The 16,322-nt window shown below is 62.6% G+C and carries 17 protein-coding genes; 6 read left to right on the top strand and 11 right to left on the bottom strand.

Features of this window, described 5'->3' with window-relative positions:
- Window positions 1–123: 123 nt before the first annotated feature.
- On the bottom strand, window positions 124–1,584 hold the full coding sequence (locus HL657_RS09205) for a sensor histidine kinase (protein WP_317296525.1): 1,461 nt from the start codon (window positions 1,582–1,584) through the stop codon (window positions 124–126).
- A gap of 398 nt (window positions 1,585–1,982) precedes the next feature.
- Here HL657_RS09205 and HL657_RS09200 point away from each other — a divergent pair, with 398 nt between their 5' ends.
- Both HL657_RS09200 and HL657_RS09195 read left to right on the top strand, forming a co-directional pair.
- The gene (locus tag HL657_RS09200) at window positions 1,983–2,687 is read left to right on the top strand and encodes a DUF432 domain-containing protein (RefSeq protein WP_317296524.1); all 705 of its coding nucleotides are present in this window, start codon (window positions 1,983–1,985) and stop codon (window positions 2,685–2,687) included.
- On the top strand, window positions 2,684–3,535 hold the full coding sequence (locus HL657_RS09195; protein ID WP_317296523.1) for a mechanosensitive ion channel family protein: 852 nt from the start codon (window positions 2,684–2,686) through the stop codon (window positions 3,533–3,535). The genes HL657_RS09200 and HL657_RS09195 overlap by 4 nt, the downstream gene beginning before the upstream one ends.
- A gap of 6 nt (window positions 3,536–3,541) precedes the next feature.
- On the opposite strand, the gene HL657_RS09190 is transcribed toward HL657_RS09195, so the two are convergent.
- The 5 genes from HL657_RS09190 to HL657_RS09170 all read right to left on the bottom strand — a co-directional run bounded on the left by HL657_RS09190 (window position 3,542) and on the right by HL657_RS09170 (window position 7,948).
- Window positions 3,542–4,207, bottom strand: coding sequence for an MBL fold metallo-hydrolase (locus HL657_RS09190; RefSeq protein WP_317296522.1), 666 nt, complete (start codon window positions 4,205–4,207; stop codon window positions 3,542–3,544).
- A gap of 127 nt (window positions 4,208–4,334) precedes the next feature.
- Window positions 4,335–5,072 (bottom strand): SIMPL domain-containing protein, encoded by a 738-nt coding sequence (locus HL657_RS09185; protein WP_317296521.1) that lies wholly within the window; start codon window positions 5,070–5,072, stop codon window positions 4,335–4,337.
- Window positions 5,073–5,191: 119 nt separating this feature from the next.
- A complete protein-coding gene (locus HL657_RS09180; protein ID WP_317296520.1) occupies window positions 5,192–5,872 on the bottom strand; it encodes a potassium channel family protein in 681 nt (226 codons plus the stop codon).
- Window positions 5,869–7,158, bottom strand: coding sequence for a serine/threonine-protein kinase (locus tag HL657_RS09175; protein WP_317296519.1), 1,290 nt, complete (start codon window positions 7,156–7,158; stop codon window positions 5,869–5,871). Before HL657_RS09175 ends, HL657_RS09180 begins: the two co-directional genes overlap by 4 nt.
- Window positions 7,148–7,948, bottom strand: a complete 801-nt coding sequence (locus HL657_RS09170; protein ID WP_317296518.1) for an FHA domain-containing protein — start codon at window positions 7,946–7,948, stop codon at window positions 7,148–7,150. The genes HL657_RS09175 and HL657_RS09170 overlap by 11 nt, the downstream gene beginning before the upstream one ends.
- A 207-nt stretch (window positions 7,949–8,155) precedes the next feature.
- Here HL657_RS09170 and HL657_RS09165 point away from each other — a divergent pair, with 207 nt between their 5' ends.
- Complete coding sequence (locus HL657_RS09165; RefSeq protein WP_317296517.1) at window positions 8,156–8,440, top strand: hypothetical protein; 285 nt, start codon at window positions 8,156–8,158, stop codon at window positions 8,438–8,440.
- Window positions 8,441–8,530: 90 nt separating this feature from the next.
- Complete coding sequence (locus tag HL657_RS09160) at window positions 8,531–8,797, top strand: hypothetical protein (RefSeq protein ID WP_317296516.1); 267 nt, start codon at window positions 8,531–8,533, stop codon at window positions 8,795–8,797.
- 6 nt (window positions 8,798–8,803) lie between these two features.
- Here the strand turns inward: HL657_RS09160 and HL657_RS09155 are convergent, their stop codons facing one another.
- From HL657_RS09155 to HL657_RS09145, 3 genes are all read right to left on the bottom strand, one after another.
- The gene (locus HL657_RS09155) at window positions 8,804–9,250 is read right to left on the bottom strand and encodes a hypothetical protein (protein WP_317296515.1); all 447 of its coding nucleotides are present in this window, start codon (window positions 9,248–9,250) and stop codon (window positions 8,804–8,806) included.
- Between the two features lie 89 nt (window positions 9,251–9,339).
- Window positions 9,340–10,929, bottom strand: a complete 1,590-nt coding sequence (locus tag HL657_RS09150) for an aldehyde dehydrogenase family protein (protein ID WP_317296514.1) — start codon at window positions 10,927–10,929, stop codon at window positions 9,340–9,342.
- Between the two features lie 4 nt (window positions 10,930–10,933).
- Window positions 10,934–11,491, bottom strand: coding sequence for an aminotransferase class III-fold pyridoxal phosphate-dependent enzyme (locus HL657_RS09145; RefSeq protein ID WP_317296513.1), 558 nt, complete (start codon window positions 11,489–11,491; stop codon window positions 10,934–10,936).
- Between the two features lie 94 nt (window positions 11,492–11,585).
- On the opposite strand from HL657_RS09145, the gene HL657_RS09140 reads away from it, so the two are divergent.
- Both HL657_RS09140 and polX read left to right on the top strand, forming a co-directional pair.
- Entirely contained in the window at window positions 11,586–13,325 is a 1,740-nt protein-coding gene (locus HL657_RS09140; protein ID WP_317296512.1) for an ATP-dependent DNA ligase, read from the top strand.
- A gap of 2 nt (window positions 13,326–13,327) precedes the next feature.
- Complete coding sequence (gene polX, locus HL657_RS09135; RefSeq protein ID WP_317296511.1) at window positions 13,328–15,058, top strand: DNA polymerase/3'-5' exonuclease PolX; 1,731 nt, start codon at window positions 13,328–13,330, stop codon at window positions 15,056–15,058.
- A 3-nt stretch (window positions 15,059–15,061) separates the two neighbouring features.
- Here polX and HL657_RS09130 read toward each other — a convergent pair whose 3' ends face one another.
- Together HL657_RS09130 and HL657_RS09125 are read right to left on the bottom strand one after the other, a co-directional pair.
- On the bottom strand, window positions 15,062–15,517 hold the full coding sequence (locus HL657_RS09130) for an FKBP-type peptidyl-prolyl cis-trans isomerase (RefSeq protein WP_317296510.1): 456 nt from the start codon (window positions 15,515–15,517) through the stop codon (window positions 15,062–15,064).
- A gap of 147 nt (window positions 15,518–15,664) precedes the next feature.
- The gene (locus tag HL657_RS09125; RefSeq protein ID WP_317296509.1) at window positions 15,665–16,306 is read right to left on the bottom strand and encodes an FkbM family methyltransferase; all 642 of its coding nucleotides are present in this window, start codon (window positions 16,304–16,306) and stop codon (window positions 15,665–15,667) included.
- Between the last annotated feature and the right edge of the window lie 16 nt (window positions 16,307–16,322).

Here is a 16,322-nt window from a genome sequence, read left to right as displayed (position 1 = left end):
CCTGGAACCGAAGCCGAAATCAGGCCCAGAAAGGCGTGGATTGGCAGTTTACCACAACCGATGCGAGGAGGAAACTCAAGCGGCTCTACCCGATGATATTAGAGAATTAGGAGACAATGAGCACTAGCACTTCTGCAGGATCACCTTTATTGCAGCCCCTTCTTCCGGTTTCCCGGGCACCCGATCGGCCGCCCAGACGCGTCCGCCGTACTGGTTGACGAGGGTCTTGACGATGTGAAGCCCGAGCCCCCTGCTTCCGGATGCGGTTTTGCTCCCCTCGCGGCTGAAGCGGTCGAATATGTTGAGCTTTAAGTGATCCGGTATGCCGATGCCGGTGTCGGCGACGGTGAGCGTCACGGTATCCGCAGTCTCCATGACGGATATCTCGATCCGGACTTTCATGCCGCCAAACTTGATGCTGTTGCTGATCAGGTTGGATAAGATATGTTCGAGGAGGGGGTTTGCCCAGACGGTGTAACTCCCCGGCTCATACCGGATTTCGATGCCTGAATACCGCTGTATCTGGCCGCGGATGATGCTGTTGAGGTCGGTCGGCTCCAGGCGGATACGGTGCTTGTTGAGCGCGGTTAACAGTTCGACGTTCTTGATGACGTTGATCCCCTGTTCGACCGTATTTTTGACCCGTTGAGCGAGTTCCGCCTCCTCGCCGGAGAGCCGTTCCCGGAGCATCTCGATGATCGTTGCCGCGACCATGCTGGTGTTGTAGATGTCGGTGCCGAGCAGGTCGAGGTAGAGGCTGGAGAGCTGGCTGGTCCGTTCGCAGACGAGGTCCCTGGTGATATCACGGCCGACCCCGGTTGCGGCGACGGCCTTCCCGGAGGCGTTGTGCAGGGGGTGAATGGTGATCTGGAACGACCGCACCTCATCGCGCCATGAAAACGATCGGGTCTCTGAGACTGCCTCTCCTGTCTCGATGACCCAATGCGCAGCCCCGGCCAGAAAGTCCGCCTCCTCTGCCGGGAACAGGGCATGGGGAGTCTTGCCTGCGATCGTCTCCGGGTCTATTCCCTGATTCCGGGCACCGGTCCAGTAGAACTGGGTGAAGATGCCGTCGCGGTTGAGCGTGAATATCATGTCAGGGAGCGTTTTCGCCAGGATCTGCACCTGCTCTTCCGACGCCCCGCGAGAATCTTCGACCGTTCTCTCTTCCGGAGCATCACGGATGGTCTCGACGGCACCGATCTGCCTGCCGGTGGTGTCGTAGAGAGGAGCGGCCATACAGACAACCTCTCTGCCGGATGCCGGAGGGATGCACGACCTGGCGAGCAACTCTTCACCTTCATGGGACAGCAGACGATAATGGTCGTTCCCGGCATCGCTGTGAGTCAGGATGGAGTTCGCCAGTGTGGGGCATATCTCGCCGAACAATGCCTTCCCATGGATGTAATCGCCTTTTCCTACGATCTCCTCTGCAGAAACACCGGTATACCGTTCCATGCCGTCGTTCCAGACTACCACCCGCCCCTCGCAGTCGAGAACGAGTGCCGGTTGCTGGATGTGATCGAAGATACTCACGGGTATCTGGCTGCGATTCATGGACTCCCTGACTCTTTTCTGTTTCATCTTCACGCACATCACCCGGGAACAACTTCCATCCCCACAGAGCCGCGAGAGGGCCCCCTCACCCGGATCTCGGGGTGAGTCCTCTGTGCCGGCTGATACGGCGCCCCCTGGTTATTACCGTTTGGGACAAACGCGCTGGAAAAGTGTCTGGGACAGTCGCTTAAAAGGGTGTCCATATATCTTCTGCAAAATATACTGTCGAGCGAATTTATTATATATATGTTTTCAGATCGCTTCCCCTCAAATAAGCGCGATTTACCGCTATAGGTACATTTAATTTGAGCACCTGTATAAGTGACCGCTCATATCCGTCCTTCTGGATTGGGTACGGGAACGCGGAGCCGGTGGTTCACTTCTTTCGCGTAGGTTAATATTTGAGTATTTGCAGATCATAGTTGATGTTCGGGCGTTATAGGGGCACTTTTCGCCGTGAATGCGGCGATATTCTGGTGGAGGCGGAGACTGTCGACGGTCTCCTGACCTACCGGCGCAGGTGCGAAGGCCAGACGTTCGAGCGGATCCTGGTCTCGAATACGGGCGAGGTGGTCATCAATCCGGTCGAGCCGGTCAACCTCCCCAGGGAGATCACGGACTTCCTGCTGGTGGAGTTCTCCCCGATGATGATCGAGCCCGGTGCCTCCCGGACGGTTTACCTGAAGTTTCCCGTCGAGATCGGTGTTTTCGTGGAGTCTGCGCGGGATATCGAGGTGCTGGACGTCTTTGCTTTCGGCACCCAGAAGTACACGCTCTACGGTTCGCCGACGAACGGGGTCATCGCGCGCTGGTACCGGAGCGCGGTCTACCCTGAGATCCCTCAGGTCGATCCCTTCCGCGAGGGGGTGATGGAACTCTCCATCCAGAATACATGCCGTGAGTGGGTAGAGGTGTCCCGGGTTGTCTTTGAGAGTACCGATATGAAGATCTACTACGGTGACTTCGTGGCGGCCACCGCCACGATGAAACTTCTCACCAGGACTATGGCGGAGACGGATTTCGTCGACGCGCCGCTCCGGCCCGGGATGGTGAAGTCCGTCGAGCTGTATACGGCCCGCAAGATCCCGGCTATCGACCGCGGATACCTGATGGAGTGGGGTTTCTCATGACGTTCAACGTGACGGAGGTCCTGGAGATACCCATCGGCGTTGGCGATATCACCGTAGAGCGCCTCCTGTACTTCGTCTTTATTCTCGCGCTCGGCGTTGCAGTCGCGAAGGTCGTCTCGATAAACGTTCGACGAGCTCTCGCGGAACGGTTGCCCGTGAACGAGCGCGAACTGCTCGCGAAACTGGTCTACTACGGTATCATCGTCTGGGCGTTCGTCGTCGCTCTCCCGCAGCTCGAATTCGACCTCTCCGGTCTCCTGGTGGCCGGGGGAATCGCCGGTCTCGTCATCGGTTTTGCGAGCCAGAGTGTCGTCTCGAACCTGATCTCCGGGCTCTTCCTGATGTTCGAACACCCGATCCGGATCGGCGACAACATCAACGTCGCCGATGTCAGCGGGAGTGTCGAGGATATCCGTGTCCTCTCGACCGTCATCAAGACCTACGACGGGATCTACATCCGGATCCCGAACGAGAAGGTCTTCACCTCGAATATCACCAACTACGTCCATAACCCGGCCCGGAGGTTCACGTACGAGATCCGCATCCGGTATGCGGACGACGCCAATGCAGCGATCCGGATTGCGAAGGAGGTCATCGAGACCCACCCCTTCGCGCTCAAGAACCCGGCGCCGTCGGTCTTCGTCGATAACCTGGGGGACAACAGCGTCAACCTGACCGCCTACATCTGGGCGCCGGCCCGGAACTGGTGGGATGTCCGGACGGACCTTCTCTGGAAGATCAAAGTTGCGCTCGAAGAGAACGGCATCGAGATTCCCTTCCCGCAGCGCACCGTCCGGTTTGCGGACGGTCTCGAGGTGAAGGGGCGGCCTGGCGAAAAGAACGAATAACTTTTTTCAGCCTATCCTGTGCACCTTCCCGACGCCCCCCGGCCGGAAGGAGCCCGGGTAGCGCTCCTGGAGTTCCCCGATCTTATCGGTGCAGTGCGATGCCGAGATGTACTCCACTCCGGCAAGGGCGTCGATATCCTCGCCGGAGACGGTATGGAACCCGCCGATAACGCCCCAAACCGCGCCTTCCCGGGATACCCTCTCGACGATCCGGCCGATGTGGGGATGTGCGCACCCGGTGACGATCAGGTAGCCGTCCGGCACGGCGACCGCGAGCGACTGCTCCCGGATGCCGGTCCCGAGCGGGCCGGTCACGGCAATCCCGTCCGTGATCTCCGTCCATTCCCCGATAATCCGCGGTTCGGCATAACTCCGGATCAGGCCGAGCGTCTTCTCCGAGAAGGCGTCGTGGACAAATACTTTCATCGACGGACTTGCGGCAAGAACCGCTTCGAGGCCGCCGATATGATCCCAGTGGTCGTGGGAGAGCACCAGGTACCGGATACCTGCAGGGTCGATGCCGAGCACCTGCATGTTCGAGAGCAGCACGTCTCCTTTTGCTCCGGTATCAAAAAGCAGCCCCGCCTCCTCTATCAGGCAGGAGAACCCCCAGTCCGTCGTGAGCCCTTCCCGGCAGGGGATGTTGTTGTAGACTTCGGTTATCGTAAGCATGAGAGACTCCGGTATTCCGGTCTCTCTTTCCCGAAGATTATGCTTCCCGATGAGGCAGACCGGGAGATGATGGTCCGGGGTTCGGAGCGCCCCGGGTGTGCAGACGAAAAAGATGGTAGAGGTGTGGTTACGAGATGATGTACGAGATGGAGACGGTGGCGGTCACGTCGATCTCGCCGACCTCGAGGGGTGTCGGGGCCGCTCCGCCGGCTGCCTTCTCCATGCCCATGAGGCGGCTGTCGTAGACCAGCGGGATGTAGTTGTTCCCTACGTTGACTTCTTTGACGTCGACGATGGTCTTGCCGATGGCTGCGGCGACGGCATCAGCGTCGCCCCGTGCCTGCGCTACCGCGGCGGTCAGCGCCTGCGACCGGAACTCCTGCTGCCTTGCGTCGCTTAAGGTGAACGAGAACCGGTTGACCTTGTTTGCCCCGCTCTCGACCGCGAGGTCGATGATCTCGCCAGCGCGGTTCACGTCGTTTAACGTGACTTCGAGGGTGTTGATCACCCGGTAGTACTTGACCTTCGAAATTGTCAGGCCCCTGTTGTCGTTCTCAGTCACCGGGAAGATGTTGTAGGCGGCGGTCCTGATGTCCTTCTCCGGGATGCCGGCGTTCTTTAAGGCGTTGACCACGGCATCCATCCTCTCTGCGTTCTGCTGCTGTGCTGTCTTGACATCGGCGTTCTCGGTCTCGACGGCGAAGACGATGACGGCCTGGTCGGGCGTTGTCGTCACTTTGCCCGTCCCGGATACGTGGATCAGTTTGTCCCTGGATTCCTCCGGCAACTGTGCGGTGACGTTGCCAATCACCGCGGCGCAGAGGACCATCAGGGCGATCCCCAGAAGTGCTGCTTTTCCTCGCATTGGTATCAATCAACTCTTGATTTGGCAAAATAAATATCTTGCTTTAACAACGAGAATTTTCGTAGTTTTAATCGTGCAAATCATGAAAAGAGTGCTTTTACTCCATTTTCCGGATCCCCTTATTCCCGGCCGGTCCGGGGCATCCATCCTGCCGCCGCCACCAGGCGGGCGATCAGGACGGCGATGTAGAGTGTCCCGCTCACCATCTCGAGGACGGCAAGCGACCGGGCCTGGTCGGTGACCGGCGTGATGTCGCCGTAGCCGAGCGTCGTAAGCGTGACGAAACTGAAGTAGATGAACGTGGGAAAGGTGAAGGCACTCTCCCCCGACCCGGCCGAGAACGACCCGGGGCTGACGCTTTCGATGAGGCCGTAGGCGTTTGCCCATGTCAGGCCCATGAGCAGGTAGACGGATACCGCCCCGTAAATGGTGTCGGTGGTGATCTGGCGCTCCCTGAGCACCTGCAGAAGGCCGATGAGCGCGGTGAAGGCGTAGAAGAGGAGCGTGAATATGCTCTCGGCAGCGCCGAGTGCCGGATTCCCGGTGATGATGTGGAGCCAACCGAGGCCGAAGGCGGGGATCGCAAGGAGGCCGGCGATTGCGACCTGTCTTCGGCGGTTGCTCACGGCGTAGACCCCGGTGATCAGGACAAACGACGAGAACACCTTCAGGGCGGCCGAGCCGTTCGGCCCTGCACTCACGTACGGGTAGACGGCGAGCAGGAGGACAAGCGATGCGAGCAGATAGTGGAACCGCATCGCCCTGGCACGGGCGAGGTACCGGGCGAGAAGGCCTTTCACGTTCTTTCATCCCCTGCGCCGCCCATCACGGCCCTGATCGCATCGAGCACCTCTCCGGCGGACCGGTAGCGGTCTGCAGGGTCTTTTGCAAGGCACCGGAGGATGATCTGGTCGAGTCCTGCGAAGTCCGGGTTGATCTCCGACGGGGGGACGGGCTGCTTCTGAAGGATCGCTTCGGCCAGCCCGGCGAGGTTTTCGCGGGAAAATGGGGCTTTCCCCGTTGCCATTTCGTAGAAGACGGCACCGAGCTGGTAGATGTCGGTCCGTGCATCGGTCCGGCCGAACCGTTCCGGGGCGATCTGCTCCGGGGCCGCATACGCGAGGGTGAACCCGGTGATGCTGGTATCCCGGCTCGCCGCCAGCGTCGTGCTCATGCCCCAGTCGGTGATCTTCGGTGTCAGGTCGTCGGCGAGGAGGATGTTTCTCGGCTTGATGTCCCGGTGGATCACGCCCCGTTCGTGGGCGTAGGCAAGCCCGGCGGCAATGCCGGCAGCGATGCGGGCGGCGGTCTCCACCGGAAGGGGTTTTTCCAGCAGTTCCAGGGTTCGGGGCAGAAACTCCATCTCGACGAACGGCACCGGGAGGATGTTAACCGAGTAAACCGCCACGATGTTTTCGTGGGCAAGGTCTTCCCAGAACCGCATCTCCTTCATGAAGGTCTTTCCCGTTGCCTCGTCGTAGACGACCGGGATCTTCACCGCTACGGTTCGACGGTCATCGCGCCTGACCGCCGAGAAGACCTGCCCGAGCCCCCCTCTCCCGACGAAGGCGACCCGGTCGTAGCGCTCGGCAAGTTCGGGCGGAAATCCTGGCGGGCGGGAGAGCACGGTCCGGTGTGCACCGGAAAGGATGGTTGCGGCGGACCCTGTCTCCTCCTCGGGCGGTCTCTTCAGGTACCGGGCACCGAGCACGGTGGCGGCGACGATCAGGAGGAGGGCCAGGAGAGTGAACCCGACGAACCAGTCGGGGGCGGCCCCCTGCCTGCCCGGGTTGGGGTTGTTGCCGGCGGCGGCATCCGTTGTTGTCGCCTCCGGCGTCGCCACTGTTGGGGTGTCGGCAGGCGTAACGGTCTCTTCGGGCGATGGCAGAGGGGTTGGCGTCTCTTCCGGTGTATCCCTGCCCTTATTCTCGTTCGGTGCCTTGCTGGCGGACTCGATGCCCTGGGGAGAAGCGTTCGCGTGGTCTGGGGGTCCTCCCGCGCCTGAGACGGCGGGGCAGAGGATGGCGAAGAGCAGGGCGGTGATGAGGATCAGGGCGGCCGCACGTCCGGCCCGTTCAGGCGGCATCCGGTACCGGCACCCCCCCGGGGACAACGAAGACGAGGGTTGCCCCCTGCGCGCCTTTCGCGAGTTCGACGAGATCCCCATCGTGGAGTTCCCGCCGCGTGCCCCGGTCAAGCGGCGTGCCGTTCAGGAAGGTGCCCCCCGTGCTGCCGCAGTCTTCGACGACCCAGGCCCCGTCCCGGCGGCGGGTGAGCCGGGCGTGTGGCCTTGAGACACGGGTGACCGCCGCATACTCTTCGCTGAGGATGATCGCCTGCCCGGACCGGCCGGGTGCGTCCGGGTCTGCCCGCCCTATGTCGATGCTGTCGTGCCCGAGCGGGAAGACGTTGCCGTCCTCCGCCCCACCGAGGAGGATGACGACCGGGAGCTGCCCGGCAAACTCTCCCGAGAATGTCTCCCGGACACCGGCGAGTTTCTTTGCGAGCACGGCGTCCGTGAGTGTCAGTCTCAGGTTCGAGAAGAGCCCGAGGCTCCTCGTGATCGCCTCAAGCCCCCCGGGCACAAGCGAGTATTTCCAGACGGGGTGAATCCCTTTTGCGGTCGGGCGCGAGAGGCCGGCCTCTTTGCGCACGACCCCGATACTCAGCAATTTGTCGAGATGCTTCTTTGTGTTCTCGTAACTCGTCTCGATCTCGTACGAGATCTCCCGGACGTCTTTTGGTTTTCGTTCGATGACCTTCAGGATCTTCAAGCGTGTGCTGCTGCTCAGCACGTCCAGGTATTCGGAGAGTTCCTGCAGATCGTCGGTGTCGATATCGAGGATCAGCGTCCTTGAGTCATCGTCGTCAGTCATAGGCTTTCGTGCGGGACTCCGTTGCAGTATGTTTTCACGAGCTCGCTGATGAAGGTTATGCATATCATCAGCCGCCCGCCTTGCCGGCATGGCCCTGCGGCCACGATGCCCGGACTGTTACCCCCGGATGGCACCGTAAAATATGCGGTTACTATCCGGATCCGGCCCCGGATCATGTTTTATACGAGGTGGCCGATCGGGGGTGGCATGCTTGAAGAGATCGAGACCCTGCAGCAGCGGGCTGTGATGGTGGAGATCGAGGAGTTGATCCAGTCGACGCCCGACTATGCCGATATCCGTGACGCGCTCCGGTCGCTAAACTTCATACCGGAGCAGGACGATGCCGATGTCGCGATCTGGGTGCATCCTGCTCTCAGGATCTTCGTCCTCCTGCAGATGAACCTCGGGGGCGGATATGCGGGGTACAGAGTGGCCGCCTACGATGACCTGGAACGCCGCGAGGGAGAGTCCGCCGTATACAACGCCCGGTAGCGCTTTCCTCCGCGCAGTCCACGAAACCCCCTCTTCTCAACCGTCCGTGCCGGGTCAGGTTTATCTGGGCGTATGCGGTATGGTTCTCGCATGCCCAGACGAATAGAGATTAACCGGGAGGAGCAGGAGGCCATGAGGGCCCGGGTCCGGGAACTGATCGCCACAAACACCACCTACAACGGGATCCGTGCGGGCCTTGAGGGCCTCGGGTTCCGGGCGAAAGAGGATAAACCGGCCCTCGCTCTCTGGGAGAGCGGCGAACACGAACTCTTTGTCATGGTCCACATGGACCCGAAGACCGGCAGTCTGCAGGATTGCGAGGTAAAGACATTCGAGGAGACGGAAGGGTTTGAATAATCCCGCTCAATCCCGGCCCGGCGACGGATCGGCAAAGAGCGCGACGTATCCCCCGATGAGCGCGACAATGAAGACGAGTATGTAGACCGGAAGCGCAAACGCCCTCTCAAAGAGGGCAAAGACTTCGACGCCGGTGATCTCGCCGACGAGCAAGAAGAGCCGGAAGAGGAACATGACCAGGAATACGGCACCGACGGCGCCGAAGACCGGGCCCGGCAGGTTCAGGGGGGACGCAAGGGCGCCGAAGAGGTCGCCGATGAGGAAGATTGCCGATATCAGGATGAGGAGGCCTAGATTGGCGTTGAGGAACGCGACGATCTGGAGGAAGATAGGATACTGGACGTAGGTGCCCGAGAGGATGTTTAAGATAGCGAGCACGATCAGGAAGATAACAATCCCGATGATCCTTGAAATGAGCACTTCGCCTATCGATTCCTTCTTGCGCTCACCCATGCGATCCCTCCAATAGACGGAAGCGCACTCCATCCTTATGGAACTACCGGCGGCGGTCAGGTCCTTATCACAACGGTGGATGAGGATCCTCATCCACCGCCCGCTCGCTCCGTCACCTGCGTCTGCGCCTGCTCGCGGACGAACGAGAGGAGGTAGTATGGGCCTCCTACCCCCCTCCCGGTCGACCCGCTCGCCTTCCAGCCTCCGAAGGGCTGGGCGCCGGGCCAGGCCCCGGTCGTCGCTCCCCCGCGCCGGTTGGCGTAGACGACCCCGAACCGGATCCGGTCGAAGAAATATCCGATCTCTGCCGGGTCCTCCGTAAATATCCCGGCTGTCAGGCCGTAATCCGTCGCGTTCGCAAGATTGAGCGCCTCATCCAGGCTATTGAACGTGCCGACGGCGAGGATCGGGACGAAGAGTTCCTCCTTAAAGAGGGGGTGGCCGTGCGCAAGATCGGCGATGACCGTAGGCCTGACATAGACCCCCCGGCCGTATATACCGTCATCGAGCACCTCTCCGCCGGCAATGAGCCTGCCGCCGTCCCGGATCGCCTCCTCGACCGCCTTCTGGAAGGTCAACCGTGCGTCGTCGTCGATCAGGGGGCCGAACGCGGTCTCACGCCGCCGCGGGTCGCCGACCTCCATCCGGTCCGCCCGGTCGCGGAGCGCCTGCAAGAACCGTTCTGCAACCGAGGAATGGACGTAGACCCGGGAGGTGGCGCTGCACTTCTGTCCCGCAAACCCGAAGGCCGCCCGGGCCACGCCCTCGACCGCCTTCTCGATATCAGCGCTCGCGGTGACAATCGTCGGGTTCTTGCTCCCCAGCTCCGCCACCACCGGCTTACGATAGGGCTGCACCGTGGCGAACTGCTGCTCCAGCCACGTTCCCACCGCCTTTGAACCGGTGAACGCGATCCCGGCAACGTCCGGGTGGGCAACCACGACCTCGCCGAAGGGGTCCCCGTGTCCGGTCACCAGGTTGATCGCACCAGCAGGGACCCCGCCCTCCACGAAGAGCCGATAGAGGTTCACTCCCGAAAGCGGCGTCTTGCTCGTCGGTTTGAAGACAACTGTGTTCCCGGTGAGCAACGCCCCGGTGACCATGCCCGCGGCAAGCGCGACGGGGAAGTTGAACGGGGAGATGACCGCCCAGACACCGTGCGGGCGCATGACGCTCCGGACCTCCTCGCCGGGTGCCGGGGAGCGCATGGGAAATATGTAGCCGTTGTTCTGCTCATAGACCCTGCAGTAATACCGGAGCATATCGACCGCCTCGCTGACCTCCGCCAGCGCCTCGTAGCGGGTCTTTCCCGCCTCATAGGTCAGGAGGGCCGCGAGCAAAAAGAGCCGGTCCTCCATTGCGTCGGCCGTCTTCCTGACGATCGCGACCCGTTCCCGCCAGTCCCGGCAGCTCCAATCGCGGAACGCCTCGTTCGCCGCGGCGATACCCTTCCGGGCATGCTCCTCTCCCCCCTCGGGAAAGGTCCCGAGCAGGATGCCCGGGTCGATGGGAGACCTCGCCTCGAATTCCCGGGGAGCGGTGACCTCACGTCCGCCGATGTACATCGGATAGCGCTCCCCGAACTCCTGCTCGATCGCGAGCAGGGCGCCCTCATACTCGCCGTGAAAACTCTCATCGGTTTCGAGCGAAACATAGGTGACTTTTCCTGACTCCTGCATATCATCAATCTCCTTTTAGAACCTCTCCATGGCCCGGTCCTGTATATCGACATCCTCCATGATCAGGGGCGGGCTCGCCCGGATCACCGATTCTCCCGCGGGGAGGACGACGAAGGCACGCTTGAACGCGTGTCAGAGAATCGTCCCCCACCCGGCCTGTGTGGTACCGGGCGAGTTTCATCGCCGCCTCGACGCTCTCCGCTCCGGAGTTGGAGAAGTAAACCCGGTCGAGCCCTTCCGGGAGGAACCCGGCCAGTTCTTCGCCGCACTGTACGGGGCGTTCGGAGCAGAAGTCCCGGAACGCCCCGTGCGAGAGGTACTCTGCCTGATCTCTGATCGCGGAGACGACCTGCGGGTGGTCCCAGCCAACGTTCATCACGGCGATCCCGGGCGCAAAGTCCAGGTAGCGGTTGGCGTCGACATCCCGGAGGTTCACGCCGCTCGCCTTCTGGAGCACGAGGGGATACTGCCGCATGGTCGATGGGGAGATGATTGCCGCGTCCCGGTGGAGCACCTCGCGGGCTTTCTCGCCCGGAGGTTCGACCCGTATCAGGGGTTCCATGCACCTACCACATCGCCGCCGATGATAAATCCAACCCCGGGGACGCATACCGCAACGTTCAAGTAGCCCCCGGCAGTGAACAAACCGTGTAATCGTGAAATTTGCAACCCTCGCCTCCTGTTTCGAGAGGCTTGAGGCGACATCGTCCCGGAACGAGATGATCGCGCTTCTCGCCCGGCTGCTGGCCGGGGTGCCGCCGGACGAGATCGGGATCGTCTGCTACTTTGTGCTCGGGGAGATCGGGCCCGGGTACAGCGAGGTGAACCTGGGCATCGGGGACCGGACTGCGGCGGCAGCGATCGCCCTTGCGGCCGGCACCGACCCCGCGTCGGTCGAGGCGGCGGCACGGGAACTCGGCGATTACGGCGACGTCGCCACCCGGCTGATCGCGGCTCCGGGCGAAGAACCGCTCTCGGTTGCTGGCGTCCACCGGACCCTCTCCGAGATCGCCGGTGCGTCCGGCCCGGGTTCGGCCGACAGGAAGGTGAACCTCCTTGCCCGGCTGCTCGCCGCCGCCACGCCCCGACAACGGCGCTACATCTCGCGCCTCGCCGCCGGGGAGATGCGGCTCGGCGTCGGGGATATGACCCTACTCGATGCGCTGGCGGAGGCGTTCCTGGGCTCGAAAGCACAGCGCCCGCCCCTCGAGCACGCCTACAACGTATCCTCCGATATCGGCCGCGTGGCCCGGACGCTCCGGGTGGAGGGCCTTTTTGGGGTGCAGGCGATCACCGTTACCCTTCATAAGCCCATCCGGCCGATGCTCACCCAGCGGGTCGCCCGGATATCAGAGATCCTCGAGCGGATCGGCTCTCCCGTCGTCGCCGTCGAGGAGAAGTACGACGGCGAACGGATCCAGGCGCACAAGGACGGCGACGACGTCACTCTCTTCTCGCGGCGGCTGACCGACGTCACCCACCAGTATCCCGACATCGCCCGCCACGTCCGGCAGTCTGTCAGGGCTGATGCGGCGATCCTCGATGGCGAGGCGGTCGCGTTCGACCACGAGACCGGCACCTACCGGCCCTTCCAGACGCTGATGCGGCGGCGCCGGAAGCACCGTGTCAGTGAGGTCGCCGGCGAGATCCCCGCAACCTACCGGGCCTTCGACCTTCTCTACCTGAACGGCGAGTCCTATCTCTACCGGAGTTACCCCGAGCGACGGGCAAGGCTCGAGGAGGTCCTCGCCCGGGATAACTACATCTCTCCTGCCGACCGTATCGTAACGAGCGATACCGACGGGATCACGGCGTTCTATCTCTCCTGCATCGAGCGGGGGCTGGAAGGAGTCGTCTGCAAATCGTGCGCGGACGACTCGTTCTACCGGGCGGGGGCGCGCGAGTGGCAGTGGATCAAGTGGAAGAGCGATTATGCTCCCGGGATCTCCGATACGCTCGATCTGGTCATCGTCGGGGCCAACGCCGGTCGGGGGAAGCGGGCGGGGACCTATGGTTCGGTCCTCTGCGCCGCCTATAACCCCGAGGAGGACCTCTTTCAGACGGTCTGCGGCATGGGGACGGGGTTCTCAGACGTTGACCTCGCAGACCTGCCCCGTCGGCTTGCCGCGGCAAAGGTGGACCGGCAGCCGGTGCGGGTGATGGTGAACCCGCAGGCGGGGCCTGACTTCTGGTTCGCGCCGCGTCGTGTCGTCGAGGTTCTCGGGATCGAGATCACCGAGAGCCCGATCCATACCTGCAACTGGGACCCGGAGCGGCGGCGGGGACTCGCCCTCCGGTTCCCGCGGTTCGTACGGTGGCGGGACGAAAAAAGCCCGGAGCAGGCGACGACGGCCGCTGAGGTCGCGGCGATGTTTCGCCGGCAGCGTGAGGTGTGACGATGGAGACGCTTTTACGAGTGACAAACATTGAGGTCGCGGCAGTCCTCTACGAGGTCGCTGATCTCCTCGAGATCAAGGGTGTCCGGTTCAAGCCGCAGGCATACCGGCGGGCGGCGCAGGCGATCGAGACCCTGCCGGAGGATATCGCCGACGTTGCACGGGAAGGAGACCTCAACGCGATCCCGGGGGTGGGTAAGAGCATCGCCAAAAAGATCCGCGAGATCGTCGAGACCGGCAACCTCAGGTACCTTACCTCCCTCCGCGAAGAACTCCCGGAGGGCGTGCAGTACCTGACCCGGCTTGAGGGGATCGGGCCGAAGAAGGCGATCGCCCTCTCCCGGGATCTTGGCATCCGGACCGTCGACGACCTGGAGGCGGCTGCGAAGGCCGGCCGGATCCGCGACCTCCCCGGCTTTGCGGAGAAGACGGAAGCGAACATCCTCGCGAGCATCCAGGTGAGCCGGACGGCAAAAGAGCGCCGTCTCCTCGGCTACATCCTGCCCGTCGCCCGGGACATCGAGCGGCGGCTTGCAGCGCTTCCCACCGTCGGGCAGGTGAGTCTCGCCGGATCGATACGCCGGAGAAAAGAGACGATCGGGGACGTCGATATCCTCGCGACCTCTTCGCACCCGGAGGAGGTGATGGAGGTCTTTGCCACCCTCCCCGGGGTCGAGCGGGTCCTCGTCCGGGGGACGACGAAGACCTCGGTGGTGCTTTCGACCGGCATCCAGGTCGACCTCCGGGTGGTGGAGGACGAGCACTTCGGGGCTGCGCTCCAGTACTTCACGGGTTCAAAGGAGCATAACATTGCTCTGCGGAAGCTCGCGATCGCGAGGAACTGGCGGCTGAGCGAGTACGGTCTCGTGGACCTTGCAACCGGCCGGACGGTCGCGGGAAAAGACGAAGCGGGGATCTACCGAGCCCTCGGTCTTGCCTGGACCGAGCCGGAACTCCGGGAGGACCGGGGCGAGCTTGAGGCCGCCCGGACCGGGACCCTGCCCGACCTCGTCGGCTACGATGCGATCAGGGGGGATCTCCACGTCCACACCCGCTGGAGCGAGGGCGCCCATTCCATCGAGGAGATGGCGGAGGCGGCGCGGGCGCTCGGCTACGAGTACATCGCCATCTGCGACCACGCAGAGACGCTCCATATCGCCCACGGCCTCTCTCCCGGGCGCCTGGCCGACCAGGTGCGCGAGATCGAGCGGATCAACCGTCAAAGCGACGATTTCATCATCCTCTCCGGCACCGAGTGCAACATCGGCATGGACGGCAGGGTCGACCTCCCGGACAGCGTCCTCGCCGACCTCGACGTGGTGGTGGCGAGCGTCCACTCGGGGTTCAAGCAGTCCGAGGAAGAGATGACCGGACGGGTGCTCACGGCGATGCACAACGATCACGTCGACATCATCGGCCACCCGACGGGAAGGGTTCTCCTCTCCCGTGAGCCCTACCGGATAGATCTCGCCGCGGTCTTCGATGCCGCAGCAGCGCTCGGGGTCATGATGGAGATCAACGCGTTCCCGGGCAGGCTGGACCTCTCTGACGTCAACGCCCGCTGGGCCCGCGAGGTAGGCGTCCGGTTCTCGCTCGGTTCGGATGCGCATCGCCGGGAGAACCTCCGGTACATGGAGTTCGGCATCGCGACCGCCCGGCGGGGGTGGCTCTCGGCGGACGATATCGTCAACACCCGCCCGCTTTCGGAATTAAAAAAGTTACTGAGGTCTTAGGGATTACCCGGTTGCCTGCTCCTGCGCAGCGCCGACGATGTCCACGAGCCGGATCTCGAATGTCAGGGGCTGTCCGGCCAGCGGGTGGTTCGCGTCCAGGGTCACGGTCGATGCCGAGACGTCGCTGACGGTGACGATAGCCGCCCTGCCGTCTGGCTGCTGGACCTGGAGTTGCTGGCCCGGTTCGGGGCTGATATCCTCGGGGAACTGCTCCCGTTCCACCGTGAGCGTCATGTCCTCACGGTGGGGACCATATGCCTCTTCGGGGGGGATCGTGGCGGTTTTTGCCTCTCCCGGTTCCATGCCGATCACGGCCAGTTCGAACCCCGGGATGATCTGCCCGCTGCCGATGGTGAATTCCAACGGGGCTCGTTCTTCTGAACTGTCAAAGACCGTTCCATCTTCCAGTTTACCTGTGTAATGCACCTTGACGGTGTCGCCTTCCTTTGCCTGTACCATGCGATCTCACCACCCGGAGCGTTGTCGTGGGTTCCTATTTATGCATGCCGGTGGGTCGTGATCCGCCTGTTCTCAACGTATCTATGGGTATTTTTATCCAGTGGGGGTGACTCTCCTCTTCCCTGTCCCACGAAGGCTGCCGGAAGTTTACCCGCCGTTCTTCCGGACGGCGTGCAGTACTCCCAGCACGCCCCTCACATCGTAGCCGGGTTTCCGCTCGATCTCAAAATTGTAATGCTTCCCGATGTAATCGAGGAGCGCCCTGTTCATCGGCCCCCCGATCGGCGGCATGTGGAGTTCCATCTCGATGCGGCGCACCCCGTCGAGGTCTTCGGGCCGGATTGACCACTCCGCTCCCTCGCAGTCGCACTTCAGGAAGTCGCATCCCCCGACCATGGCGGCAAATTCCTCGAGGGTCCGGGTCGCCACGGTGAGTGTCCTCTCACCCCAGGTGATCCGAACCCTCTCCCCCGTACCGAGCGCACCGTCGACCACCGTAACTGCGGCGTTGTTTCTCCCGACATTCTCCCGGAGAGCCTCAGCAAGGACAGGTTCGACGGCCAGGACGTGCGGCGATCGCCGGGCGGCCCGGATGCAGAAAGCGCCCACATTGGCCCCGAGATCCAGGACAATATCGTCCGGCCGGATATCGTCGATGCGGTACTCGCCGACGACGTAGACGGCGTCTGCCCCCGGCGGCATCCTCCTGAAGGTTACGCCGTCGAAGGTGGTGAGCAGAGGCGTGGGCCCGGGTTCGCTGCCGCCGTTCCCGGTGTGGTTTCGATACATCGCACCGCATAATGGT

It is taken from the genome of Methanoculleus nereidis (assembly GCF_032944295.1).
Lineage (GTDB): Archaea > Halobacteriota > Methanomicrobia > Methanomicrobiales > Methanoculleaceae > Methanoculleus > Methanoculleus nereidis.
Note: the sequence above shows the minus strand (reverse complement) of the source record. Positions and strands in the feature narration are given on the sequence as shown.

Bases quoted from the DNA above. Each gene is read 5' to 3' on its own strand.
- HL657_RS09205 (WP_317296525.1), bottom strand. From the start codon at position 1,584: ATGAAACAGAAAAGAGTCAGGGAGTCCATGAATCGCAGCCAGATACCC.
- HL657_RS09200 (WP_317296524.1), top strand. From the start codon at position 1,983: ATGTTCGGGCGTTATAGGGGCACTTTTCGCCGTGAATGCGGCGATATT.
- HL657_RS09195 (WP_317296523.1), top strand. From the start codon at position 2,684: ATGACGTTCAACGTGACGGAGGTCCTGGAGATACCCATCGGCGTTGGC.
- HL657_RS09190 (WP_317296522.1), bottom strand. From the start codon at position 4,207: ATGCTTACGATAACCGAAGTCTACAACAACATCCCCTGCCGGGAAGGG.
- HL657_RS09185 (WP_317296521.1), bottom strand. From the start codon at position 5,072: ATGCGAGGAAAAGCAGCACTTCTGGGGATCGCCCTGATGGTCCTCTGC.
- HL657_RS09175 (WP_317296519.1), bottom strand. From the start codon at position 7,158: ATGCCGCCTGAACGGGCCGGACGTGCGGCCGCCCTGATCCTCATCACC.
- HL657_RS09170 (WP_317296518.1), bottom strand. From the start codon at position 7,948: ATGACTGACGACGATGACTCAAGGACGCTGATCCTCGATATCGACACC.
- HL657_RS09165 (WP_317296517.1), top strand. From the start codon at position 8,156: ATGCTTGAAGAGATCGAGACCCTGCAGCAGCGGGCTGTGATGGTGGAG.
- HL657_RS09160 (WP_317296516.1), top strand. From the start codon at position 8,531: ATGCCCAGACGAATAGAGATTAACCGGGAGGAGCAGGAGGCCATGAGG.
- HL657_RS09155 (WP_317296515.1), bottom strand. From the start codon at position 9,250: ATGGGTGAGCGCAAGAAGGAATCGATAGGCGAAGTGCTCATTTCAAGG.
- HL657_RS09150 (WP_317296514.1), bottom strand. From the start codon at position 10,929: ATGCAGGAGTCAGGAAAAGTCACCTATGTTTCGCTCGAAACCGATGAG.
- HL657_RS09145 (WP_317296513.1), bottom strand. From the start codon at position 11,491: ATGGAACCCCTGATACGGGTCGAACCTCCGGGCGAGAAAGCCCGCGAG.
- polX (WP_317296511.1), top strand. From the start codon at position 13,328: ATGGAGACGCTTTTACGAGTGACAAACATTGAGGTCGCGGCAGTCCTC.
- HL657_RS09130 (WP_317296510.1), bottom strand. From the start codon at position 15,517: ATGGTACAGGCAAAGGAAGGCGACACCGTCAAGGTGCATTACACAGGT.
- HL657_RS09125 (WP_317296509.1), bottom strand. From the start codon at position 16,306: ATGTATCGAAACCACACCGGGAACGGCGGCAGCGAACCCGGGCCCACG.